The organism is Planktothrix paucivesiculata PCC 9631, from assembly GCF_900009265.2.
Classification (GTDB): domain Bacteria; phylum Cyanobacteriota; class Cyanobacteriia; order Cyanobacteriales; family Microcoleaceae; genus Planktothrix; species Planktothrix paucivesiculata.
In genome coordinates this window covers 1-23,538 of sequence record NZ_LR735028.1, presented here as the reverse complement: position 1 = coordinate 23,538, position 23,538 = coordinate 1, and the positions used below count along the sequence as shown (strand labels likewise).

20 protein-coding genes and 1 pseudogene are annotated in these 23,538 nt (G+C 39.6%); 7 read left to right on the top strand and 14 right to left on the bottom strand.

The genetic code is table 11. The features are described from left to right. Positions 1 to 177 precede the first annotated feature (177 nt). Both PL9631_RS24515 and PL9631_RS24510 read left to right on the top strand, forming a co-directional pair. Positions 178 to 1,626, top strand: coding sequence for a polysaccharide biosynthesis/export family protein (locus PL9631_RS24515; protein WP_083624512.1), 1,449 nt, complete (start codon positions 178 to 180; stop codon positions 1,624 to 1,626). A 208-nt stretch (positions 1,627 to 1,834) separates the two neighbouring features. Continuing rightward, entirely contained in the window at positions 1,835 to 4,123 is a 2,289-nt protein-coding gene (locus tag PL9631_RS24510) for a GumC family protein (RefSeq protein WP_083624510.1), read from the top strand. A 73-nt stretch (positions 4,124 to 4,196) separates the two neighbouring features. On the opposite strand, the gene argJ is transcribed toward PL9631_RS24510, so the two are convergent. After that, entirely contained in the window at positions 4,197 to 5,438 is a 1,242-nt protein-coding gene (argJ, locus tag PL9631_RS24505; protein ID WP_083624509.1) for a bifunctional ornithine acetyltransferase/N-acetylglutamate synthase, read from the bottom strand. A 185-nt stretch (positions 5,439 to 5,623) separates the two neighbouring features. Further along, positions 5,624 to 6,211, bottom strand: a complete 588-nt coding sequence (locus PL9631_RS24500) for a Uma2 family endonuclease (protein WP_083624507.1) — start codon at positions 6,209 to 6,211, stop codon at positions 5,624 to 5,626. Positions 6,212 to 6,536: 325 nt separating this feature from the next. Between PL9631_RS24500 and PL9631_RS24495 the strand changes: the two genes are divergently transcribed. Continuing rightward, complete coding sequence (locus PL9631_RS24495) at positions 6,537 to 7,472, top strand: ISAs1 family transposase (RefSeq protein WP_083624506.1); 936 nt, start codon at positions 6,537 to 6,539, stop codon at positions 7,470 to 7,472. A gap of 17 nt (positions 7,473 to 7,489) precedes the next feature. Here PL9631_RS24495 and PL9631_RS24490 read toward each other — a convergent pair whose 3' ends face one another. The 8 genes and pseudogenes from PL9631_RS24490 to PL9631_RS24455 all read right to left on the bottom strand — a co-directional run bounded on the left by PL9631_RS24490 (position 7,490) and on the right by PL9631_RS24455 (position 14,225). After that, positions 7,490 to 7,678, bottom strand: a complete 189-nt coding sequence (locus PL9631_RS24490; protein ID WP_083624504.1) for a hypothetical protein — start codon at positions 7,676 to 7,678, stop codon at positions 7,490 to 7,492. Between the two features lie 222 nt (positions 7,679 to 7,900). After that, a pseudogene (locus tag PL9631_RS24485) lies at positions 7,901 to 8,096 on the bottom strand (hypothetical protein). A gap of 63 nt (positions 8,097 to 8,159) precedes the next feature. Further along, positions 8,160 to 8,348, bottom strand: coding sequence for a hypothetical protein (locus PL9631_RS24480; RefSeq protein ID WP_083624501.1), 189 nt, complete (start codon positions 8,346 to 8,348; stop codon positions 8,160 to 8,162). A gap of 91 nt (positions 8,349 to 8,439) precedes the next feature. Beyond that, complete coding sequence (locus PL9631_RS24475; RefSeq protein ID WP_083624499.1) at positions 8,440 to 8,631, bottom strand: hypothetical protein; 192 nt, start codon at positions 8,629 to 8,631, stop codon at positions 8,440 to 8,442. Positions 8,632 to 8,881: 250 nt separating this feature from the next. Then, entirely contained in the window at positions 8,882 to 9,892 is a 1,011-nt protein-coding gene (gene hpnH / locus PL9631_RS24470) for an adenosyl-hopene transferase HpnH (protein ID WP_083624497.1), read from the bottom strand. Positions 9,893 to 10,010: 118 nt separating this feature from the next. Beyond that, on the bottom strand, positions 10,011 to 10,988 hold the full coding sequence (gene hpnA / locus PL9631_RS24465) for a hopanoid-associated sugar epimerase (RefSeq protein WP_083624495.1): 978 nt from the start codon (positions 10,986 to 10,988) through the stop codon (positions 10,011 to 10,013). 30 nt (positions 10,989 to 11,018) lie between these two features. After that, complete coding sequence (locus tag PL9631_RS24460; protein ID WP_083624494.1) at positions 11,019 to 13,790, bottom strand: efflux RND transporter permease subunit; 2,772 nt, start codon at positions 13,788 to 13,790, stop codon at positions 11,019 to 11,021. 75 nt (positions 13,791 to 13,865) lie between these two features. After that, positions 13,866 to 14,225 carry a hypothetical protein gene (locus PL9631_RS24455; protein ID WP_083624492.1) on the bottom strand — a complete coding sequence of 120 codons (360 nt, stop codon included), beginning with the start codon at positions 14,223 to 14,225 and terminating at the stop codon, positions 13,866 to 13,868. A gap of 54 nt (positions 14,226 to 14,279) precedes the next feature. Here PL9631_RS24455 and PL9631_RS24450 point away from each other — a divergent pair, with 54 nt between their 5' ends. Continuing rightward, a complete protein-coding gene (locus tag PL9631_RS24450) occupies positions 14,280 to 14,993 on the top strand; it encodes a YdcF family protein (RefSeq protein ID WP_083624491.1) in 714 nt (237 codons plus the stop codon). Between the two features lie 398 nt (positions 14,994 to 15,391). Here the strand turns inward: PL9631_RS24450 and PL9631_RS24445 are convergent, their stop codons facing one another. After that, positions 15,392 to 17,809, bottom strand: coding sequence for a CHAT domain-containing protein (locus PL9631_RS24445; protein WP_083624489.1), 2,418 nt, complete (start codon positions 17,807 to 17,809; stop codon positions 15,392 to 15,394). 275 nt (positions 17,810 to 18,084) lie between these two features. Continuing rightward, the gene (locus PL9631_RS24440; protein ID WP_083624487.1) at positions 18,085 to 18,279 is read right to left on the bottom strand and encodes a heavy-metal-associated domain-containing protein; all 195 of its coding nucleotides are present in this window, start codon (positions 18,277 to 18,279) and stop codon (positions 18,085 to 18,087) included. Positions 18,280 to 18,517: 238 nt separating this feature from the next. Between PL9631_RS24440 and PL9631_RS24435 the strand changes: the two genes are divergently transcribed. Together PL9631_RS24435 and mutT are read left to right on the top strand one after the other, a co-directional pair. Beyond that, complete coding sequence (locus tag PL9631_RS24435) at positions 18,518 to 18,859, top strand: DUF760 domain-containing protein (RefSeq protein ID WP_083624486.1); 342 nt, start codon at positions 18,518 to 18,520, stop codon at positions 18,857 to 18,859. 46 nt (positions 18,860 to 18,905) lie between these two features. Beyond that, positions 18,906 to 19,319, top strand: a complete 414-nt coding sequence (mutT, locus tag PL9631_RS24430; protein WP_083624484.1) for an 8-oxo-dGTP diphosphatase MutT — start codon at positions 18,906 to 18,908, stop codon at positions 19,317 to 19,319. Between the two features lie 24 nt (positions 19,320 to 19,343). Here the strand turns inward: mutT and PL9631_RS24425 are convergent, their stop codons facing one another. Further along, entirely contained in the window at positions 19,344 to 20,492 is a 1,149-nt protein-coding gene (locus PL9631_RS24425; protein WP_083624563.1) for a histidine kinase, read from the bottom strand. 253 nt (positions 20,493 to 20,745) lie between these two features. Here PL9631_RS24425 and PL9631_RS24420 point away from each other — a divergent pair, with 253 nt between their 5' ends. Further along, positions 20,746 to 22,428 (top strand): DUF2079 domain-containing protein, encoded by a 1,683-nt coding sequence (locus PL9631_RS24420; RefSeq protein WP_083624483.1) that lies wholly within the window; start codon positions 20,746 to 20,748, stop codon positions 22,426 to 22,428. A gap of 37 nt (positions 22,429 to 22,465) precedes the next feature. Here the strand turns inward: PL9631_RS24420 and queG are convergent, their stop codons facing one another. After that, positions 22,466 to 23,395 (bottom strand): tRNA epoxyqueuosine(34) reductase QueG, encoded by a 930-nt coding sequence (gene queG, locus PL9631_RS24415; protein WP_083624481.1) that lies wholly within the window; start codon positions 23,393 to 23,395, stop codon positions 22,466 to 22,468. Positions 23,396 to 23,538 lie beyond the last annotated feature (143 nt).

Genomic DNA, 23,538 nt, shown 5'->3' with positions numbered 1-23,538 from the left:
GATCTTCAAATTATGGAGAATTGTTAGTTAGAATACAAGAATCCAGGCTCCCAGAATTCCCATATACTGGCTTAACCATAGCAGATCAAGACCAGAGCCAAAAACTCTGAAAAATAATTAGAAGTAATATGATTAGGTTTAAGCCTCTCCTGTTTAGAATTAGCGTTTAATAATTATATGTTTGTTCGCTGTGTTTGCCCGCCTCTAACTTCCCTAATTTTGGTTTTAGGAGTTCCCCTGATCTCTGTGTTGCCCCTACAAGCCCAAACTCCCCGTTTAATTAATCCTGTGCCGCCTAAACAGCAACCCATTGCAGAAAATCCAGTTAGAGATTTTCCCTATCTTTTAGGAGTGGGCGATCGGATTCGGGTGGATGTTTTTGGGGTAGAACGATATGGGGGTGAACAATCGGTTCTCGCCGATGGAACCATTAGTCTGCAAGGGATTGGGCCCATACCCGTTGTGGGTTTAACCCTGGTGGAAACTCAAAAATTGATTACTCGACTCTATTCTTCTATCCTCCGACAACCGATCGTTACGGTTAATTTAACCGCACCTCGTCCTGTACAGATTGCGATCGCCGGTGAAGTCTATCGTCCGGGTTCCTATAATTTAGCCGGAGATCAACAATTTGCCCGACTGACCCAAGCGATTAAAATAGCTGGCGGTCTGACTCAAGCGGCGGATTTAAGTTTAGTGCAACTGCGACGGGCGACCACGCAACAACCGATTGTGACTTTAAATTTGGCGGAGTTATTAGATCAGGGAAACCTAATGCAAGATCCGATTCTCCGGGACGGGGATAGTATTTTTGTTCCGACAATGACGGGTTTTAACTCCGAACAAATGCGCCAAATCGCTTCTTCTAGTTTGGCTGCGCCGCCGAGTCAATCGATTCAGGTAGTGATTGTCGGGGCTGTATTTCGTCCGGGGGCATATTCTCTGAGTCAAGAAGGAGGTGCAACTGATACTAACGGTGGAAACACAGCCGTAGCAGTCACAACAAATTTACCCACTATTACCCGGGCATTACAAACGGCTGGAGGGATTACCAATGTGGCCGATATTCGTAATATTGAAGTCCAGAGGATCACCAGAACTGGGGTACAAACCACAACCATCAATCTTTGGGAATTGTTGCAGTCGGGAGATATCAACCAAGATGTCTTTTTACAGGAGGGAGATACGATCATTGTCCCCACGGCTGAGGATATCGCTGCCACTGACTTACAGAAAATTGCTTCCGCCAGCTTTTCTCCATCAACAATCACGGTGAATGTAGTTGGGGAAGTTAAAAGTCCCGGTTTGATTCAAATTCCCCCTAATCGTCCTTTAAATCAAGCTTTATTATCGGCGGGGGGGTTTGAGAACACCCGAGCTAATAAGAGGTCTGTCGAATTAATTCGCCTGAACCCCAATGGTTCGGTGACTCGAAGAACCATTGATGTCGATTTTGAATTAGGAAATGCCCAGGAGAATAATCCCGTATTACACAATAATGATGTGATTATTGTCCGTCGGTCTTTCGTAACTAGAATGGGTGATGGTGGTGCTTCATTGTTACAGCCAATTCAGAACTTCTTTACCTTTTATCGGTTATTTGAGGTTTTCATACCGAGTAAGTAAAGTTCTAAGTAAAAACCCGTAGTTATTACTTAAGGCGTTCTTGAAATTCTCACCAATTGAAGTATAATTTCCAAAAGTTTTATCCATTGATTATTCTTGATTAGATTGTCTAAGTTATTTCAAATCATTTTAAAGGTGGAGAAGAAACTCCAGTCAGGGTTGAGCACACCCACTAAGTAACTTTATATAACAAGGGTATTACATCACTATGCAGCAAGAAATAGCAGTTCTTGAAGATCAACAACCCCTAGCGGAACCCAAAACTAGCCGTCCCGGTATTCGTCCCTTACTGCGAACCTTAAAACGCAAGATATTTCTGATTATTGGGGTGACAGGGATTACCACTATTGCTGGATTACCTTTTATTAAAGCAGAGTTACCCTCGGTTTATAAAGGTAACTTTCAACTGCTAGTTGAACCGATTACCAGTGAACAAAAACTATCAGACCCTTTAACCTTTACTCGTTCTGATGGAGAAGTCAGTGACAAATTTTTTACGTTAGATTATCCGACTCAAATTCTAATTTTAACCAGTCCCGAAGTTTTAAATAATATTGCTAAACAAGTTCAAACTCGTTATCCTAAAATAACGGCGGAAACTTTGGCAGATAAATTAAAATTAGCACGGGTATCCAATGGTAAAAGCCCCCTGGATAGAACTAAAATTTTAGAAGTTAACTATAAGGGAGAAGACCAAAAAGAAATCCTATTTGTTTTAGAGAAAGCTAAAGCAAAATACTTAAAATACAGTTTGGATGAGCGGAAATCTCGGATTAGTCAAGGGGTTAAATTCATTGATGAACAACTGCCTTTATTGCAAACACGAGTTGATGAATATAGAGGTAGATTAGAAAAGATTCAACAGGAGTATGAATTATTAGAGCCAACCCAAGGCGGTCAGGCTTTATATGAACAAATTCGGACTTTACAAAATCAGAGTCAAGAAACCGAAAGGCAACTGGAAGAACAGAAAGTTTTATATCAACACCTTCAAGAACAATTATCACTGAATCCCGAGGAAGCAGTTGCCGCTTCCGCCTTAAGTGAAAGTCCATTCCGCAAACAAATATTAGATAGTTTGATGGCGGTCGAAACTCAAATTGCGATTCAATCAGCCACCTTTAATTCTAATAGTCCAGAACTTCAACAATTAAAAGAACAACAGGCTAATTTATCCCAATTATTAGAAGCAGAAAATAAAAAAGTTCTCGGAGAAAAAGCCTCACAATTAGAAAATAATTCTTCGGTAATGGCTTTTCAAACCTCAATTCGTCAAAGTTTGATTGTACAACTGGTGAATACGAATAGTCTAATGAAATCCTTAGAGGTTAGGCTACAAGGGTTAAATAAGACATTGAATACTTTAAATCAACAAGCCCAAATATTTCCCGGTGTCGTTCGTCAATATACTGAAATTCAACAACAACTTGATTTAACTAATAAACGATTGAATTTATTTTTAGACGAGCGAGAAAAATTACGCATTGAAGCGGCTCAAAATAACGTTCCTTGGGAGGTTATTTCTCAACCTAGTATTCTCTTGGATGCCAAAGGAAAACCGGTTTCTTCTGAAGCTGAGGGGCCGATGAAAAAGCTAATTATGGTGGGGGGTGCAGGTCTGGCTTTGGGTGTTTTATTATCACTTTTATTAGAACGATTCCGCAATATTTTTTATACCCGTGAGGACTTGGAAGATATTATTCAATTTCCCCTTTTAGGGGAGATTCCTCGCCATAATAATTTTGCTGTTTCTGTTGATCTCAGAAGTCCAAAATTGGCAAAATCAAACCGCCGAATGTTAGAAAAAATGGCTCAGTTTTTGGGTGCTTTTGATCAAGTTTATGCTAATGTTAGATTTTTATATGCTGATTCTTTAATTCGTTCGATTGCCATTTGTTCAGCCGAATCTAAGGATGGAAAATCAACTATTGCTTTGCATTTGGCTCAAACAATTGCGAATATGGGGCAGCGTGTTTTGTTAGTAGATGCTAATTTACGTTATCCCCAACTACATACGGTTTTAGGAGTATCTAATCAAAAGGGACTTAGTGATTTATTAATGGGAAAAAATACACCAAGTTCTGTGATTCAGCGAACACCTTTGGCAGAAACTCTATTTGTTTTAACAGCCGGAGTTCCCTACGCTAATACCTTTAAATTATTGGGTTCAGAACAAATGCAAAAAGTGATCGAAACCCTTCAAGATAGTTATGATTTAGTGATTTATGACACTCCAGAATTACATGAATATACCGATGGTATATTTTTGGCGGAACATTTGGATGGTTTAATTTTAGTCGCCACTGTTCATAAGACTCATAAAACAGTTTTTCAGGAAACTTTAGATCAACTTAATACTTATCGAATGCCTTGTATTGGCTTAATTGTTAATCATATTCAGCTTAATTCTTCTATCACTTATCCCTTTTACCTAACACCCTCTTTAGTTAACTTAGAACCACAATATGAACAGGAAACAGTAATCAGTAATCAGTAATCAGTCATGGCAGAGACGCGCCAATAGCCTACGGCATCGCTGCGCTCAGGCACGTCTCTACACTGATCACTGATTAAGTGGTGTATTCCGCGTTAATTTTTACATAGTCATAACTTAAATCGCATCCCCAGGCTTTGCCCACGCCGGAGCCGTTGCCGATTTTAACTGAAATTAATACCGTATCTTCTTTGAGATATTCTCCTGTTTTGGCTTGTTTTAAATACTCGTTAGCCAGATTCCGATCAAAAGCTAGGGGTTGACCCTGCTGCATTAAAACAAAATCCCCTAATTTGATTTCTAAATCATTCTGGTCAAAATGGACTCCCGCCCGGCCTGCGGCCGCCGCAATCCTTCCCCAGTTGGGATCATTGCCAAAAATGGCGGACTTCACCAAAGAAGAACCGACAATGGTTTTAGCCACTTTACAGGCTGAGGCTTCATCTTCCGCCCCGGAAACCTGAACCTCAATTAAACAGGTCGCTCCTTCTCCGTCTCGGGCGATCGCTTTGGCCAAATATTCACAAACGGCCGTTAACATCCCTTCTAATTTTTCGGCTTCTGGCCCCATACCCGTAATTGCGGGAGTCCGAGACGCCCCATTAGCCAAGGCGATTAAACAATCATTGGTGCTGGTATCGCCATCAACGGTAACTTGATTAAAACTCCGGTTAGCGGCACGGCTTAACATTTCTTGCCACAGGGGAGGGGAAACCACCGCATCGCAGGTGACAAAAGCTAACATAGTTGCCATATTGGGGTGAATCATCCCCGAACCTTTACAAATTCCCCCCACTCTCACAGGGCGATCGCCAAACAGGGTTTCTAAGGCAATGGTTTTCGGGACTAAATCCGTGGTCATGATCGCTTTGGCTACCGCCGCGTTACCATTTTCTGACAATTCCTCGACTAACTTGGGAATTCCTGCCTTGAGGATATCCATTTTAATCCGTTGACCAATGACTCCGGTAGAAGCCAGTAAAATCGATTCCGGTGCAATATTTAAGACTCCGGCTAAGGCTTGGGCAGAGTCTACCGCATCTGTCCAACCGGCTGATCCCGTGGCGGCATTAGCTTGTCCTGAATTACATAAAATGGCTTTGGCACTGGGTTTGGCTTGCAGTTGTTGACGGCAATAATCCACACAGGCGGCTCTAACTTGGCTGGTGGTAAATACTCCTGCTGCGATCGCATCTACATCAGAGACAATTAAGGCTAAATCCGGTAATCCTGATGCTTTCAATCCCGCCGTAATTCCCGATGCCCGATACCCTCTAGGAGCAGTCACCCCACCCTCAATCACTGTCCAATCTGTCATGATTTCCCCTTGTGTTTGCACTATGACTGACAAGGGATTATATCAAGAACCCGGGTGAGAAAACTTAAATTGATTTTCATTAATTATTTCGGCGAAAACGCTGCATAATCTTCTTTTTTATTGGGCGGGTTTCATTTGTTCAGGATTAAAATAGGGAATTGAAGCCCTAAAGGGCTTACTACGTTTTACCAAATTAAGGTTAGGTCTAATATAAATCCGGGGAGAACATTTTCCCCTGATAAGGTTGGGGGATTTTCCAGGATTTCTACTTCTTGATCTGGGCGATAAATTTCAACTCGTTTATTTTGGGGATCAATTAACCAGCCCAATTTTGCTCCATTTTCTTGATATTCTACCATTTTATTTTGTAACGGTTTTAACGTATCACTTGCTGACCGTAATTCGATCACAAAATCAGGGCATAAAGGTACAAATTTTTCCCGTTGTTTGGGGGTTAAAGTATCCCAGCGATCGCGTTTAATCCAAGACGCATCAGGAGAACGATCCGCACCATTGGGAAGTTTAAATCCGGTCGAAGAATCAAAAGCCTCACCGAGATTGGTTTTACTACTCCAAATTTCGAGTTGAGTCGCTATTTTAATACTACGTCTGCCTGTATTTCCTCCCGTTGGTGACATAATTGTTAAAACTCCTGATGCAGTCCGTTCAAATTTTAAATCTCGATTGTTTTGACATAACTGAAAAAACTGCTCCTCTGTTAAATCAATCGTTAATTGTAGAGGAGTCGATAAATTAATTGTGGCAAATTCCATCACTTTTCCTCCATTGGAATTGACTTATTAATTAAGTGATTTTGGCGGTTAAAATTATTAAAAACCCGGTTTCTATATGGGATTATTAACGGAGCAGTTTGTTTATTTACAGGGAATATCGGCTTATTATATCATTGAGCGATCGGAATATTTAACAGGACTTACGCAAATTTGGGGATATAACCCTAGATGTAGGGGTAATTCATGAATTACCCCTACTATTGATAGCAGGGTGTTTTCATTGTCGGGGGTAAAAAAGAAAATAAAAGTGATCTTTTTTTGGTAAAATCAAAGAAAGATCACTTTTATTTGATTTTAAAAAACTATGTTAAACAGTATAATCGAACAACTGAAGTTAGTCAAGGATTTTCGGAAAAATCGTGGTAAAAGACATGAATTATGGGTAGTGTTGACTATCATTGTTTTAGCACTGCTAACTGGCAATGTTACTTATAAGCAAATAGATAATTTTAGAAAAAATGAAGAAAATAAGCTAATTAAATTATTAGAAACTAACACTAAAAAATTGCCGTCTTATAGTACCATAAGACGAGTAATGCTCGGAATAAATTCAATAGAAATTCAGTTGGTTTTTCAGTCAATAGTCCAGGAATATTATTGGCAACAAGAAGGCGTTGATTGGATTGCGATCGATGGAAAATCTTTAAAAAACACCCTGACTAACTATGAAAATCAGAAACAAAATATGTTAATTATGGTATCTTGGTTTAGTCAAGAAACAAAGTTAGTAATTAAATCGGAAAGTTTTGAAAGTAAACAAAGTTCTGAAAACGCTAAAGTTCTGTCTATGATAGAAAAATGCGGGTTATTAAATAAAGTATTTACCCTCGATGCTCTCCATTGTAGTAAGGAAACAACTCAGGCAATAATTGAGAGCAAAAATAATTATTTAATTACGGTAAAAGGGAATCAAATTAAATTGCACAATCGGATCAAGATTTTAGCAGAAATCGAAAAACCTTTAACGGTATATGAAGAAAAAGATGTCAGTCATGGGCGAAATATTAGCAGAAAAGTATCAGTATTTGATAGCCAAAATGTCAACCATAAAAATTATCCTCATCTTCAAAGTTTTATTCAGGTAGAAAGAACGGGTTTTCGGGGTGATCAAGAATATAATGAGACTTTATATTATATTAGTAGTCAGAAATTAAGTGCGAAAACATTTGCAGAAAAAATTAAAGCACATTGGTTAATTGAAAATCAAGTACATTGGGTCAAAGNGGTTTTTTCAGCTTAATATTATATTCAACTCGCCTAAATCATCCCGTTGCCACGGTCATAGTTACTGACAGAATTGGCACTGGGTTTACCTTGAATCGTTGAGATATCGCCGGGTTCCGTACCCACTTCGTCAGAAACTCGATTCAACATTGATTGTTGACGGTTTTTGATCACTTGATGATGACGCATCATTAAAGCCCGAGCTTGGTTTTGAGTATCCATAATTCGTGTCTCCTGTGTTTAAAATTGAAANATTGATAATTTTTTTTGAAGATAGCGATCGCATTTGGGAAAATGAAAACCCCCTGCTATTGATAGCGGTGATGCGTAAGTCCTGTTTAAGTAACTTTCACCTCAACCATAAAAATATCCCCACTTGCTGGAGCAAAGCGGGGGCATTGATTGATTCATGGTGAATTTACAGTTATCTCAATAACAACTCAATTAACTCATGGACGAGCCACTGCGGTCATAGCTGCTCGCGCTGTCTGTCGGTTTACCTTGAATTGTTTGTTGTCCGATAATCTCCGGGTTCAATGCCGACTTCATCCGCGATTCGGTTGAGTAAGGATTGTTGACGGTTTTTGATCACTTGATGATGACGCATCATTAAAGCCCGAGCTTGATTTTGAGTATCCATAATTTGTTTCTCCTGTGTGTAAAATTGAAGGGTTTTTTCAGCTTAATATTATATTCAACTCGCCTAAATCATCCCGTTGCCACGGTCATAGTTACTGACAGAATTGGCACTGGGTTTACCTTGAATCGTTGAGATATCGCCGGGTTCCGTACCCACTTCGTCAGAAACTCGATTCAACATTGATTGTTGACGGTTTTTGATCACTTGATGATGACGCATCATTAAAGCCCGAGCTTGGTTTTGAGTATTCATAGTTTGTTTCTCCTGTGTTTAAAATTGAAAGGTTTTTGAACTAAAATTTGCTTAACTAAAATGTGAAGAAAGATTGCAATTATTAATCTTTCTAACTCATGGTGGCGTTGCTGCGGTCATAGCTGCTGGCAGAATGGGCGCTGGGTTTGCCTTGAATGGTCGAGATATCGCCAGGTTCTGCACCGACTTGATCGGAAACCCGGTTGAGTAAGGACTGTTGACGATTTTTGATGGTGTGGTGATGACGCATCATTAAAGCCCGAGCTTGATCTTGAGTACCCATAATTCGTTTCTCCTGAATGAATAGCCTAAAAAGTAAGAGGCTGTTTTTGTCTTCAATTTCTAATATACCAGAACATTCTGTAGTCTATTTTACAAAATGCCCTAAATTAACAAATCTTTACATTCTTCTTAGAATTCATAGAGTTGGACTGAGGCTAATTTGGGGGTGTAACCCCGTCAGGAGGGGCAATTTAGACAAAAAGGAGGGGGTGCGTAAACGAGGGTATCTTTAGGATGGTGATTAGGTCTGATTAAAACAAAGCCCCCAGGGAACGGCCCATATTTTCCAGTTTCATCGCTTCTACCGCCGCCGTGGGTTCATAACCACAGTGAACCATACAATCCACACATTTGGGATTACCACTGGATTTTCCGTATTGTTCCCAGTCGGTTTTTTCTAATAATTCTTGATAGCTGGAATAATACCCTTCATTCAATAAATAACAGGGTTTTTGCCATCCTAAAACACTATAACTCGGACTTCCCCAAGGCGTACAATCATAGTCTTCTTTTCCCATTAAAAAATCTAGGAATAAAGGATTATGGTTAAAATTCCATTTCTTTTTCCCCGATTGATAGGGCGATAGAATTTCACGGAATAAGGCTTGGGTTTGTTCCCGTTTTAAGAAATGTTCTTGGTCGGGAGCCCATTCATAACTATAACCCGGAGAAATCATCATCCCATCTAAATTTAAACTTTCCAGAAAATCAAGGAATTTCTGCATTGTTTCGGGCTGAGTTCCGGCAAATACCGTTGTATTAGTTGTGACTCTAAATCCTTTTGATTTTGCCATTTTAATCGCTTGAACTGCGATTTCAAAAACACCTTCTCGATCAACACAGCGATCATGATCTGCTTTTAATCCATCTAAATGCACACTAAAGGTTAGATAGGGAGAAGGTTTAAATTTATCTAAACTTTTTTCGAGTAAAATTCCGTTGGTACATAAATAAACAAATTTTTTCCGAGCGACTAAACCCTCAACAATTTGATCAATTTGGGGATGTAATAAAGGTTCACCCCCAGGAATTGAAACCACGGGCGCGCCACATTCTTCCACGGCTTTAAAACAGTCTTCAGGGCTTAAATTTTGCTTGAGAATTTCTTTGGGATGTTGAATTTTCCCACAGCCAGAACAGGCTAAATTACAGCGAAATAACGGTTCTAACATCAACACCAGGGGGAATTTTTTTCGCCCCATTAACCGTTGCATGAATAAATATTTACCAACGGTGATTGCTTGTTCAAGTTGAATGGCCATTTTTCTCCTTTTAGATTACGGATTTAGATAGATTTCACTGATTTTGCGGATTTGTAGGGGCGGGTTTATCAAGATTTCAATTCATTAAAAAATATCTGACTAAACCCGCCCTTACCTGTCAACGGTCAACTGTTAACATAAACCAATTAACGGCATCTTTCAAGGCGGTTTTAATTGCAGATTGAGGTAAACCCAATTCTTGAACCGCTTTTGAAGCATTATAATACATGGGTTGTCTGGACATTCTAACGCCATCTAAGGGAATAGAAGGTTTTTTTCCTAAATTAGCTAAAATTATTTCATCGACCCAAGCGATGCCCAAAGGAAGCCAAACTGGGAGGGTTTTTTCAGGGGCGGGTAATCCGGTTATTTGTGATAATAAATCTAAAAATTGTTTTAAGGTTAAATTTTGATGACCTAAAATATAACGTTCTCCAGTTTTGCCTTTTTCTAAGGCAAGTAAATGACCTTGAGCAACATCTCTAACATCAATAAAATTTAATCCAGTATTCACATAGGCGGGCATTTGTCGGCGAAGAAAGCGTAAAATTAAATCCCCCGTGGGTGTGGGTTTAATATCCCAAGGGCCAATGGGCGTGCTAGGATTAACAATTATAATATCCTGACCTAATTTTACTGCATTCTGGGCTTCCTGTTCTGCCCAATATTTTGATTTTTTATAATATCCTACTAAATTCTCCACCGGACTTTGATAGGTTTCATTAACAGCAATTCCGGGTTTTACGCCAATCGCAGCAACGGAACTCGTATAAACAGTTCGTTCAATTCCCGCTTGTCGGGCGGCGGCTAAAATATTACGAGTTCCGATAATATTATATTGTTCTAATAAGGGTTTATCTTTTTGCCAAAGAGAATAATGGGCGGCACAATGAAACAAAACTTGACAACCTTTTAAAGATTGAGACAAGTTAGAATCAATTAAACTTCCTTGAACAATTTCAACGTCTAAATTTTTCAGATTATCTAAGTTACTCTCAGGACGAACTAAAGCCCTGATTTCATAACCATTTTCTAATAAACATCTAACTAGATTCGCCCCAATAAACCCTGTTCCACCCGTTACAAATGCTTTCATTATATCTTAGTGTCTTTGTGTCTTTGTGGTTTATTTCCATAAACCCAGTTTCTTAAATCGGTTTTTAATCTTCAATCCTTCATCTTCTAAAAACGTATTTAAAACCGGAACAACAATTAAACTTAATAAAGTAGAAGTAATTAAACCCCCAATAATCGCAACGGCCATCGGTTGTCTTAATTCTGCCCCCGCACCTAATCCTAAAGCAATCGGTAACATTCCTAAAACCGTCGAAGCGGTGGTCATCATAATGGGTCTTAAACGGACAACTCCCGTCTCAATAATTGCTTCATTTCGACCCATGCCTTTTTGACGTAATTGGTTAATATAATCCATCAATAATAACACATTTTTATCTAATAATCCTAACAGGAAAATTAACCCAATTAAAGAGATAATCCCGAAAGCACTTTGGGTAATTAATAAAGCTAACATTGCCCCGACCAAAGATAAGGGAAGGGTTAACCCCACCACCGCCGGTTCAACCCAGCGACCAAATAATAAGAATAGTAGCCCTAACATACAAACCACCGAAAATAAAAGCGTAATTAGAAAGCTCTTTAAAACTTGACCAATTCTAGCCGAATCTCCGGTTAATTTTAAGGTGATTTCATTAGGAATTAAGGGTTGAGCAATTTCAATGACTTGATTAGTCGCATCTCCTAATAATTGACCTTGGCTTAAATTCGCCGTAATATAAGCCGCCCGTTGACCATTAAATCGTTCAATTTGGTTAATATTATTAGATGTGTTATCTTCCCCTGTTGCTCGAACATCGACAAAACCGGGTAATTTTGCTACTTTTTCTTGCAGGGTTTTGGCTGTATTGGTTAACAGATTAATGTCTTCTCCTACTAACACAATTTGCAGAGGTTTTTCATCCCCAGTTTCCACAAATTGAATATCTTCAACACTGACCGTAACGTTATCAATGGGGGGTAAATTAGCACGAATTTTATCTTGAGCTTCTAAAGTTGTTAATTGACGATTATTTTTCAGTTTGACATAAATTCTACCTCGATTCGGTTGGCCTTTAATCCCAATAATTGTTAGAGCTTTTTCCACATCGGGAGTGTTTAAAATAACCGCCTCTATTTTTGTAGCCGTTGTGCGAGTTTTTCTCAAAAAAAGTTGAATGGGATTTCTGGCTAAATCTGTTAACCAATCAAAAGCTCCTGGCTGTTGAAACATATCACTGGAGGGAGAGACGACGCCCTGTGGCTCGTTTGAGGTGGAGGAGACGCGCCCTGGCTCGTCTCTACGTTGAAGATTAGAAATTTGAGGGAGAGGATAGGAATAATTAATCACAAATTCTCCCCTATCGAGTCGGGGTAAAAATCCTTGGGGGACAAAAGGAATTAAGGCTAAACCGGCAATAAAACTGAAAATAGCAATTAGAATAACTCGTTTCCGGTGGGTGAGTGACCATTGCAAGACTCGGCGATAAGTTTCAATAATGGGGTGGGGTTTGGGAGTGTAATTTTCCGGTCTATTTTTAACGGGTTTTAACCAATATACTGCTAAAACCGGGGATAGGGTTCGAGCTACTAATAGGGATATTAAAACGGCCGAAGAAATGGTTAAGGCAAAGGGTTTAAAAAACTGTCCTAACGCATCTCCCATAAAGCCAACAGGCAGAAACACCGCCACAATGGTTAAGGTGGAAGCGGTTACGGTTAAGCCAATTTCATTAGTTCCTTTTATGGCTGCTTCTCTAGGTGTTTCTCCAGCATCAATTAATCGAGAAATATTCTCCACATCAACAATAGCATCATCAACCACAATTCCAATTACTAAAGCTAAGGCTAATAAGGTTATTGTTTCTAAGTTGAATCCAGCAATTGCCATCACAATGCAGGTTCCTAATAAAGAAGTTGGAATTGCTAAAGCAGTAATTAAAGTAGCTCTAAAATTTCTTAAAAACGGGTAAACAACGGCAATTGCTAAAATAACGGCTAAGAATAATTCATTAATTGTAGAATGGGTAGCTTTTTTGATATAATCCGCTTGGGTTTCTGCTAGAATAATCTTGACATCGGTTAAGTTTTTTTGTATAGTATTAATTGTATTTTCAACTTGATTAACCACTTCTAAGGTATTGCCATCACTGCGTTTTATTACCTGAAACGCTAAGACATTTTCCCCATTATATCTAACTAACGTGGGAGGGTCTTGAATTAAGGTTTGAGAACTCGATAAAGAGGCAATATCTTTTTTAGCTTCTCGACTTAATCCATCCCCTAATAAATTAACTTTTAAAACTCCAGGTAGGGCTTGAAGTTGAGGCAGAATTTCCGCTTTAGTAATCGTGGTTAATTCTTTTAAGGTTTGGGTTTCACTTTGAATTGCGTAGGTAATTGCTGTTGATTCATTTAAGTTTAATGGGATAATATTATAGTCGGTTTTAGTCGGAAATTGAATATTTTTTAAAACCGTTTCCACCTGATTTGTTGAGGATTCTAAGGAGGTTCCCACTAAAAAAGCTAAACTAATAATACTCCGACCTGCATAGGTAGATGAACGTAAATCATAGACGCCGGGAATTGATTTAACCTCGGTTTCAATGGGTAAAGTAACTTTTAATTCTGTCTCCGTTGCCGTGGAAATGGGGGCGGTGGTACTGACCACAACTACCGGAAAAGTCACCTCGGGAAACAGGGCATATTTGAGACTACTAAAAGCCATGATTCCTGCGACAATCACCGCAATCCAAAACCCAATGGTAATTCGAGGATATGCAATAGAAAAACGAGAAATATTCAACTTTTCTCGCAGGGAAGGCTTGAGTGAAGGCTGAATCATAGCAGATAAATAATAAGTGAAAAATTGATGATATTATTGAAATTTGATTATCAATAAACAATCTTTAGAATAAGTTTATTTGAGGAGTTTTTCAGCACATTCTATCCCGACATCCACAAACTCATCGGGAGATTCCTTCGCCTTTTGAGCTTGAGTATAAATTTTTAGAAATTGCTCAAAACTATATCGAGATTGAAATTGATTAATCGTACACTGACAAACAATTTTGGCCTGTGGTTGGGTTAAACCTTCTTGAATACTCCGTTTACTACAACTGCTAATATAGGCATTGACAATTTCTTGGGGATATTTATATTTAGGTTGGGGTTGAGTTAGATTATTTTGAGCTAAACTCAAGTCCGGATCGAGTCCCAGACCTAAGAATAACGTACAATAAAATAAACGAGCCATGACCACAGGATTGATAATATTCATAGGAGATTGATTTTAAATGATAGAGCCACCTTTGATTCCTTCAGGCACTCCCAGATGAATTGGCAACACTTACAATTGAAACATAAATTCTGCCTAAAAATTCTACTTTTGAGCGTGATTATTCTATTAATCACCTTTTCGAGTAGTGTTTGGCATCAATTCCAGAAACTTTCTGCCGCATCCCAATCCCCGGTGGATACATTTTTTGTGTTGGGGGGAAGTATTAAACGGGAAATGTATGTCACGGAACTGGCAAAACAAAATCCCCAAATTCCTATTTTAATTTCAACGGGCTCAGATGATCCTTGTATTTTAAAATTATTTCAACGGGAACAAGCTCCGACCCAAAAAGTTTGGCTGGAAAAATGTGCCCGTTCTACGTTTGATAACTTTTTTTATAGTCAACCTATTTTGAGTCAATGGCACTCTCGTCATATTAAATTAATTACCTCTCCGACCCATTTACCTCGGGCTAAATGGATGGCTCAAATTATCTTAGGTTCTCATGGAATTTGGGTCGATGTGGAAACTGTAAAAGAAACCGGAGTGCCTGCAAATCGTGAATTGTGGCTAAAAACAGGACTAGATGTAACCCGAACTATTATATGGGCTTTGGTGAGTCAGGTGATTCAACCTTCCTGTTCTAATCAGATTAAATTAGAGGAAGTCAATATTAAAAAATGGTGTCAGGAAAAATTCTCCTGTGAATATCAAAGTGGCATTGATTCTAAATCTATCTGTCAGGAATTTGAATTGCAGAAACCCTAATATAGCAGGGAACAGGGAACAGGGAACAGGGAACAGGGAACAGGGAACAGGGAGCAGGGAACAGGGAACAGGGAACAGGGAACAGGGAATAGGAAGGAAAAGATTTCTCTATCAGGACTTACGCAGTTACGCTATATGTAGCGTACTAATGAGTTGGCGCTCGCGCTCGTAACTCAAACGAGATCGCTTTAACAGGACAACCTCTTAAAGTCCCCCAATTTTGGGGGATTTAGGGGGCAAATATTGCTGCTTGAGAAATCGTCTCTAAAACTGCTGATCAATCCTTCATAACCTTATCCATTCTAAACACTATACATTTTAGGGCATCTAGCCCCCTAGCCCCCAACATTGGGGGGAAAATAAATAATACTGAGCGAAGTCGAAGTATTACCTATTCCTTATTTTTCTTCTTGTAATAATTGCCAATCTCGAATTAACTCCTTAGACCACATCCAATTTTGAGAGAGTTCATTGGGTTGAAATTGAGTTGGGGCTTCACTGAGCACTTTATTACTAAATTTAACCGCTTTACTTAACATAAATTCTTTTTCTGCACTGGGCAAAGTTTGAGCAAACTTCCACCAAACCAAAGCAATACCTGCATAAGCATTTAACTTATCGTGTTGTTTAACTTCAGATTGAATATTATTGGCTGTTCCAGGTCTAATATTCCCCGATAAAACTGGTTCATTAATCTCTAAAACTTGCATCCAAACTTGATAGGCATTTTCTAACTTTCCTTCGGTATAATAGGCAAAACCCAAGGCATTTTTATATTCAATATTATCAGGACTTTGTTGCACTGCTTTTGCCCAATGGCGTCGGACATCATCAATTTTATATTCCGTACTTCCTCGTTGAATCGATTGCCAAGCTAACCGACCATGTAGAAAATTAATTATCGGATTATTCAAATCTTGAAACTGTACCGCAGCTAAGGCGGATTTAGCTTTTTGTAAGGCGCCTCTATCTAATAATTCCGTAGTTGCTTCTTCTGCGGCTAAGAGATTTCTTTGATAAAATTGATCAACGGCAATTCCCAAAACATAATCCGTATTTGCTGTTTTTAAATCCGTTGCTTGAGGTTTATTTGAGTTAACAGTTCCTAGAGACGTGCTATGGCCTGTCTGTGATAATTTTTTCGATTGTAAAGCCATATTTTGCCACCACAAAGCCCCAAAACCCAAGGGAATTAGCAAAAATGGCAGAAACCAAAATAATCGTTTTCCCTTAAATAAATTAACGGCAGTTAAACCGGATAAAAAGTTTTTATAATCAGAGTTTGAAGACTTATTTTTAATTAGTTTTGAAGGTGAATTTAAAGGAGAAAAAAGAGGTTTTTCCGCTCCTGAATTGGATATTAATTCGGTTTTTGTCGGAGGATTTTCAACTCGTGATTGATTGAGAAAATCTCCAATAAAGTCCAGATCATCTGAATCATTATCTAAATTATCTTCACAAACCATATCATCTAATAGATCTTCGATATGATCATCATTCATGTTATCCAGTTCGGATAATGAGAGAGTTTTAGAGGTAGATTTGGGCTGGGGTTCTTGTTCTGCTGAAGCAGAAAGTAAAGGTAAAAATTCCTGTTCTTCCAGAATAGAATTATTAGCTTGAGTCGTGGTTAAATACCCATTAAATCCTCGATGTAAATATAAAATCGGTAATGCCCAATATAATTGATCGGAACCATAGGCAGAAATTAATCCTTGTCTAGCTCGACTTAAACTTAAATCAATCGGATAACCTTGATTAAGATTTCTATATAATAATCGAGTTAAGGTGAGTGCCACATCATCGGGAATCCGTTCCGCCATGGCTAATACCCCTGGAATACCACGCTTAATGGCATATTCAGCTAAATTTAACTGGGCCGGATCATCACTAACATCCGGTGTATTTCCATAGGCTCCCCGACAGGAATTTAACACCACCATTTGCACGCCATTATTAACTAATAATCCGGCCAAATCATCGCCATTTAGAGTTTCCGTTAATCCGGTTCGACGACTAACTAAATATAATTCTCCCCCGGATACCCCTAAATTACTATGTCCGGCATAATGAAAGACTTGATATTCCCCTTGTTCTAAAGCTTGGGTGAGTTGTTCTCGGTCAGGTTGTTCTAAAATTGTGAGTTGAATATCGGGGGTTGGGGGTTCCACAAAATTGCCGTTACTCCGTCTATTTTCCCGTCGCAATTCTTCTTGTAAATGCAACACTTCCCGCTTGAGTTGTAGGGTGTCTTGGTCGGTGGGTGCAGCAATCGCAATTAAAATTTTTAAGGGTTGATTGGGTTTTCTAACCTGGGTCTGGAGAGTGGAACTCATTCCCGGTTGGTAACGCGAAAATACCACATCTGTTCCCGTGGCTATGGGACGGTCGGCGGCGTGTAATACTTCCCAGGGTAAACTTGATAAGCGTTTGCCTTTTAAGCCTAAGCGTAATTGTAAGAGTTCCTGGCGATTTTGAGCGATCGCTTGGGCGCAAGTCCAACTATCGTGTAACGTTCCTTGGAATAAGCCATGATAAAGCTGTTGACCCAATTCGACTAAGCTCAACAGGGGCGGATCACTGGTAGATTGAGGGTCAATGGTTTGACTTAAACCCCGAGAACGACGAACGCTTTGGCCTTCTAAGACCCCTAACAGGGGATCATTCATCAATTGACGGGCTTGGGCTAACCATTCATCCACCGGCCATTTAACTTGTTCTTCGGCCAAAGGGACACCGGATGCGACTTTTTCGGTTCGCACCAAATATTGATTGTCTCCAACCGGGGTTACGGAAATATGGAATTCCTGAGTCATGATTTTACTTAAATTGTAAATAGCCTCGCCGATAAGGGAAAATGATCTCCTGCTTTTGAGTCTAATTACTAATCTATGACTGAAATCGGAAATATTTTGCTCCTAAGTCCAGGGTAGCGAATATTAGGCAAACTTGCTTGGGCAAACCAGAAATTTATTAGTAGTAAGCCCTTCAGGGCTTAGTCCCCTAAACCTAAGACATAGTTATTGGTATTAGGTTTTGTTACTAATTCTGGGGAATGAAGCCCTAAAGGGCTTACTACTTAGCCTAATTATTACTCTACGGTATGACCTACGGCGGCGATCGCTTCTTTAATTGCGGTTTCCGAGGGTTTACCATTAATATTGACCATTTTTGTCTCTAAATCAATTTTAATATCAGCCTCAGCATCTAAAGATTTAATAGCTTTAGTCACCGTATTGGCACAGGCTTGACAAACAATAGAAGTAACTTTAATTTCAACAGTCATAGGTTTTGCGGGTGATTAATAATTTTAATCCTGATTAATCCGTGTTTCCACGGCCTAGAATATATAGTCTAACTGCTCAACCGCTTAAAATCCATTAAGATATAGGGAGATGTCTATTGTTCCTATTGCAGTCCTAGCCCCATACCCTAAAACCTAAGCCGGATCGGGACTACTGACAAACCGACCGGGTATCAGGTTGAGATCTAAGAAAACTCTTGCTATAACGGAGTAGATGAACATGAACGACCGATCTAAGCGCAATTCAGAATTTTTCCAAGAAGAAACTGGAGAACTTGGAAATCTATTGTGGCAATATGTCCAGTCCATGAGTCCTGATACGGTTTCTCAACTCTCTAAACCCAATTCTTCGGAAGTTTTCCAAGTCATGGAAAGGAATATTTTAGGACTATTAGGCAATTTACCCTCGGAACATTTTGGGATTACAGTAACCACCAGTCGCGAACATTTGGGACGACTCTTAGCGTCGGCAATGATTAGTGGCTATTTTCTGCGTAATGCCGAACAAAGAATGGCCTTTGAAAAATCGATCGCCGTGAGTGAAAAATCCCCTGAAGAATAGTTATTATCCTTGATGTTTGAACCTTAATCTTCAATCCCCAACTCCTATGCCTGAAATCTCCTCTCCCTTACCCCATAAAATTATTGGTGTTGGTGTGATTTGGAATCAACAAAAACAAATTTTAATTGATAAACGGCCAGCCCAGGGTTTATTAGGAGGACTGTGGGAGTTTCCGGGGGGAAAATTAGAGGCGGGAGAAACCCTAAAAGATTGTATTAAACGGGAAATTCAAGAAGAATTAGCCATTGAAATCGAAGTCGAAGATTATTTAATGACGATTGAACACGCCTATAGCCATTTTAAAGTCACTTTAAATGTTTATCACTGTCGTTATTTGGGGGGAGAACCTCAGCCTTTAGAATGTGATGAAATTCGCTGGGTGACATTAGATGAAATTGATCAATTTCCCTTTCCTAAAGCCAATGAAAAAATTATTGCCGCGTTGAGAAATAAAGACTGATCCAGCCCTGTTCCCTCCTCAACCTTAATGGTAAACGGGTAAGGTAAAGTGAAAACAACTGCCTCGGGTGGAACTAGAATCAACCCAGATATTGCCATAGTGAGCAACAATAATTTTTTTACATAAGGATAAACCAATTCCATAACCATCTTGATCTTCATCCCGGGCTAAACGAAAACGTTCTTGAAAAATGCGATCGCGATTGTCTTCGGGAATTCCTGGCCCACTATCGGCAATACTCACCTGTACCTTTTGACTGGTGCGGTGTAAGACACTCACTTCCAGGGTTCCGCCTCGGGGAGTATATTTAATTGCATTATCTAATAAATTAACAATCACTTGCCGAATCCGTTCGGGATCTGCATAAACCCACGGGGTATCATGGGGAATATCGGTTTTTAGATTCAACGATTTAGACTGAAATTGTGAGTCTAACTCCGCTAAAATTTGGTGTAGAAAAGTCGTTAATTCTAACTGATTCGGTTGAATTTGTAAGCGAATATTAGGACTATTTGATGTTTGTAAAATATCCGTAATCATCCGATCAATAATACGAATTTGAGCGCGAGCCTGTTGAATTAAACGCACCTTTAAAGCCGGAGTAATTTGATCAGAAGATAAAGTTTCTAGGGCCAGGGAAGTCGCTGTTAAAGGACTCCGCAAATCATGGGCTAGGATTTCAATAATCCGATCCTTAAACTGTAATTGTTGCTGTAAAAGTTCCCTTTCTTGTTCCAGGTGAAATATCTGATCACTGAGTTGAATTAATTCAGTGACATGGGCTACGGAATTAGCAGCATGAGCCAGGGGGGAACCGGAAGTCAGAGGAGCGGGCGGTTGTTCCTCTAACTCCAATAACTCCGTTGTTTCTCTCCAACGCAGCCACCAGTGTTCGAGTTGAGCCACTAAATCACTTCCCGCGAGCACCTGTCGAGGTTCGGGGTGGATTTTGATTAGGGTGGGTGTGGCTATCAGTTTAAAATGTTCAGCCAGATAGGGCTGTTCACCGACATCAATAATCTGAAGTTCAAATTCATCTTGAGTATTTAACTTCTCTAGGAAATCACGAATTCGCCGAATTCGCTCTTGGGAGCTAGGACGCTGATCTACAAATAAAAGGAGTTGCAAGGGGACTTCTGGGGACGGAGACTGTTTTTCGGGAAAGGCCTGCATTTCATGGGTTTTCAGCAGGTGCGGTAAACTATTTTCACCGTCTCGGAAGGAAGAAGGATAGTACATGGGCAACTGCATTTATTTATAGTGTAATTTAATATCTTCTTTAGATTTGATTTTTTTTGGCGATCAGGAAAACCGGAAAGCCAAAAGAGAATGGTAGACTATTCCGTGATTGTAATTTGATGTCCCTCACCTGTCTTGAGTGTCTGGGGGTCTTGATAGCTGTTGAAAAAATTTAGGTAGATCCCAAATGTTCCTAAGCGGGCAAAACTGGCAGAAAAATTCGTCGTTGAAATGGGTCGTAGGAGTGGCGATCGCATTTTTTATCATTTGTTTAAGCCTAACTCTACACCGTTACTTTAGTTTTTATGCCTCCTATGACCAAGGCATTTTTAATCAAGTCTTTTGGAATGGCGCCCAGGGACGTTTTTTTCAAAGTTCCCTGTCTTCTGCCCTATCCACCAATGTTGTCCATCAGGGGGAGTTTCCTAGTGTTAGTTACCATCGTTTAGGACAGCATTTCACCCCAGCTTTATTACTTTGGTTACCACTTTACGCGCTGTTTCCTTCCCCCGTTACCCTCTCGGTTTTACAAGTAACATTAATTACCGTCGCGGGACTGGTGTTATATCTCCTAGCTCGTCAGCATTTGGAACCCCCCTTAGCTGCCCTAATCACTGTCAGCTTTTATGGGGCTAATGCGGTTATTGGCCCCACCCTGAGCAATTTCCATGATATCTGTCAAATTCCATTATTTATGTTCACTGCGCTACTAGCGATGGAAAAACGCTGGTGGTGGCTATTTTGGATCTGTGCGGTTTTAATTTTAATGGTGCGAGAGGATTCGGGAATTATTTTATTTGGGGTTGGGGTTTACCTAATTTTAAGTAAACGTTATCCCCTTCAGGGTTTAATCGTTTGTTTACTGAGTTTTGGTTATATTTTAGCCCTAACTAATTTAATCATGCCCTTATTTTCGGCTGATATTTCCGAACGGTTTATGATGGAAAGGTTTGGTCAATATGCCGATGGCGATAAGGCTTCAACCTTAGAAATTCTTTGGGGAATTGTTAGTAATCCCGGCAGATTACTGATGGAAATTTTTACTCCTTTTGGGGGAACATTAAAATATTTATTAGGTCAGTGGTTGCCCTTGGCTTTTATTCCGGCGATCGCTCCAGCGTCTTGGATGATTGCGGGTTTTCCTTTATTAAAACTATTTATGGCTAAGGGAGAATCGGTATTATCAATTACGATTCGTTATGCTTTAACGGTGGTTCCCGGGTTGTTTTATGGCACAATTTTATGGTGGTCAAATCGTCAAAAACAGTTACAAGAACAGTCTGACCTGCAATTAAACCCCGAATCAGGAGAAATTTCGGGAGCAAAGGTGGCTTTACCCTCGGTCAAATTCCGTCGCTTTTGGTTATTTTGTATTGGGTTATCGTTATTCTTTAGTTTCACATCCAATCCCCATCGTAGCCTCTATTTTATTATTCCTGATTCCGTTGATCCTTGGGTTTATATTCCCGTTACCACCCAATGGTCACACATTGCCCAATTTAGACCCTTAATGGATGCCATTCCTGCCGATGCCAGTGTTGCTACCACGACTTATATTGTGCCGCATTTATCGAGTCGTCGCGAGGTATTAAGGTTTCCGTTATATCAGTTAAAAAATGATGCGGGAGAGGTTATTTCTGTTGACTATGTTCTAGCGGATTTATGGCAATTACAAAAATATGGGATTGCTTTTTCAGGCGATCGCGATGCTTTCAAAGAAATCAATCAACGAATTGAACAGTTAACTGCTAATAAAGAATACGGGATTATTGATTTTAGAGATGGGGTAATTTTAATGAAAAAAGCTGTTCCCTCTGAACCCCAAGCGGTTAAAAACTATCAATCTTTTTTAGCTTCTAAACCGAACTAAACTGATATAATTAACCACCAAAAAACCCTCTTATTTCTTAATAGTCTAAATTTGCGCGGGCATTTCGACGCCACATTTGCGGCTTAATGCGTCGTAAAGCAGAAGCACGAAATCGTTGATCCCATTCGGTTTCAGAAAGTTCTGCTAATTCGGTTAATTTGGGGGCAATATTTTCAGGATAGGGTTGAAATTCTATAACGTCTGTTTCCTGAGCAAAACGTTGATTCCAAGGGCAAACTTCTTGACAAATATCACATCCGGCGACCCAACCGTTTAAGTTTTTGCTAATATTTTCCGGTAAGGTTTCCGCGCGATTTTCAATGGTATGATAGGCAATACAACGGTTAGCATCGACTACAAATGGTTGAGTAATTGCGCCCGTGGGACAGGCTTCTAAACATCGGGTACAAGTGCCACAATGTTGAGTATGGGAAGGATCGGGAGTTAGGGTTAAATTAGTTAAAATTTCCCCTAAAAAGACCCAAGATCCGTATTTTCTGGTTATCAGATTACTATTTTTAGAAATCCATCCAATTCCTGCTTTTTGCGCCCAAACCTTATCTTGAATTGGCCCGGTGTCGGCATAATATCGGGCTTGAATTCCTGGTGCTTGTTGTTGTAACCATTCGGAAAAAGTCTTTAATTTTTTATGTAAAACCCTATGATAATCTCGTCCCCGAGCATAACGGGAAATTTTGCCCAATTCGGGATTTTCTGGTTGTTTATCGGGGGTATAATAGTTAAGTGTAACACAAATAACCGATGCAACTTCTGGCATTAATTGACGAATATTTTGGCGTTTGGGGCTATTCATCCATGCCATATCCGCCGCATATCCTTGATCTAACCAAGATTGCAGGTGTTGACGGTTTTCTTCGGTTTCACTAATGGCTGCAATACCAACTTGATGAAATCCCAAATCTAGGGCTTTTTGTTTAACTAGATTGGTGTTAATTGCTGAATTCATAGATACAAGAAGGAACCACAAAGACACGAAGACACAAAGAAAGAGAAAGGGGTTTTAATCGGGTAATTAATACAGGACTTACGCAAAACAACCATATCTAGTAGGGGCGAACGGCCGTTCGCCCCTACAGATGGTGTATAATT

Excerpts from the sequence above, each read along its gene's own strand:
- PL9631_RS24455 (WP_083624492.1), bottom strand. The coding sequence starts at position 14,225 with ATGAATATTATCAATCCTGTGGTCATGGCTCGTTTATTTTATTGTACG.
- PL9631_RS24480 (WP_083624501.1), bottom strand. The coding sequence starts at position 8,348 with ATGAATACTCAAAACCAAGCTCGGGCTTTAATGATGCGTCATCATCAA.
- PL9631_RS24515 (WP_083624512.1), top strand. The coding sequence starts at position 178 with ATGTTTGTTCGCTGTGTTTGCCCGCCTCTAACTTCCCTAATTTTGGTT.
- PL9631_RS24510 (WP_083624510.1), top strand. The coding sequence starts at position 1,835 with ATGCAGCAAGAAATAGCAGTTCTTGAAGATCAACAACCCCTAGCGGAA.
- PL9631_RS24420 (WP_083624483.1), top strand. The coding sequence starts at position 20,746 with ATGTTCCTAAGCGGGCAAAACTGGCAGAAAAATTCGTCGTTGAAATGG.
- mutT (WP_083624484.1), top strand. The coding sequence starts at position 18,906 with ATGCCTGAAATCTCCTCTCCCTTACCCCATAAAATTATTGGTGTTGGT.
- hpnH (WP_083624497.1), bottom strand. The coding sequence starts at position 9,892 with ATGGCCATTCAACTTGAACAAGCAATCACCGTTGGTAAATATTTATTC.
- PL9631_RS24440 (WP_083624487.1), bottom strand. The coding sequence starts at position 18,279 with ATGACTGTTGAAATTAAAGTTACTTCTATTGTTTGTCAAGCCTGTGCC.
- argJ (WP_083624509.1), bottom strand. The coding sequence starts at position 5,438 with ATGACAGATTGGACAGTGATTGAGGGTGGGGTGACTGCTCCTAGAGGG.
- PL9631_RS24435 (WP_083624486.1), top strand. The coding sequence starts at position 18,518 with ATGAACGACCGATCTAAGCGCAATTCAGAATTTTTCCAAGAAGAAACT.
- PL9631_RS24475 (WP_083624499.1), bottom strand. The coding sequence starts at position 8,631 with ATGGGTACTCAAGATCAAGCTCGGGCTTTAATGATGCGTCATCACCAC.
- queG (WP_083624481.1), bottom strand. The coding sequence starts at position 23,395 with ATGAATTCAGCAATTAACACCAATCTAGTTAAACAAAAAGCCCTAGAT.
- PL9631_RS24425 (WP_083624563.1), bottom strand. The coding sequence starts at position 20,492 with ATGCAGGCCTTTCCCGAAAAACAGTCTCCGTCCCCAGAAGTCCCCTTG.
- PL9631_RS24500 (WP_083624507.1), bottom strand. The coding sequence starts at position 6,211 with ATGGAATTTGCCACAATTAATTTATCGACTCCTCTACAATTAACGATT.
- PL9631_RS24490 (WP_083624504.1), bottom strand. The coding sequence starts at position 7,678 with ATGGATACTCAAAACCAAGCTCGGGCTTTAATGATGCGTCATCATCAA.
- PL9631_RS24460 (WP_083624494.1), bottom strand. The coding sequence starts at position 13,790 with ATGATTCAGCCTTCACTCAAGCCTTCCCTGCGAGAAAAGTTGAATATT.
- hpnA (WP_083624495.1), bottom strand. The coding sequence starts at position 10,988 with ATGAAAGCATTTGTAACGGGTGGAACAGGGTTTATTGGGGCGAATCTA.
- PL9631_RS24445 (WP_083624489.1), bottom strand. The coding sequence starts at position 17,809 with ATGACTCAGGAATTCCATATTTCCGTAACCCCGGTTGGAGACAATCAA.
- PL9631_RS24450 (WP_083624491.1), top strand. The coding sequence starts at position 14,280 with ATGAATTGGCAACACTTACAATTGAAACATAAATTCTGCCTAAAAATT.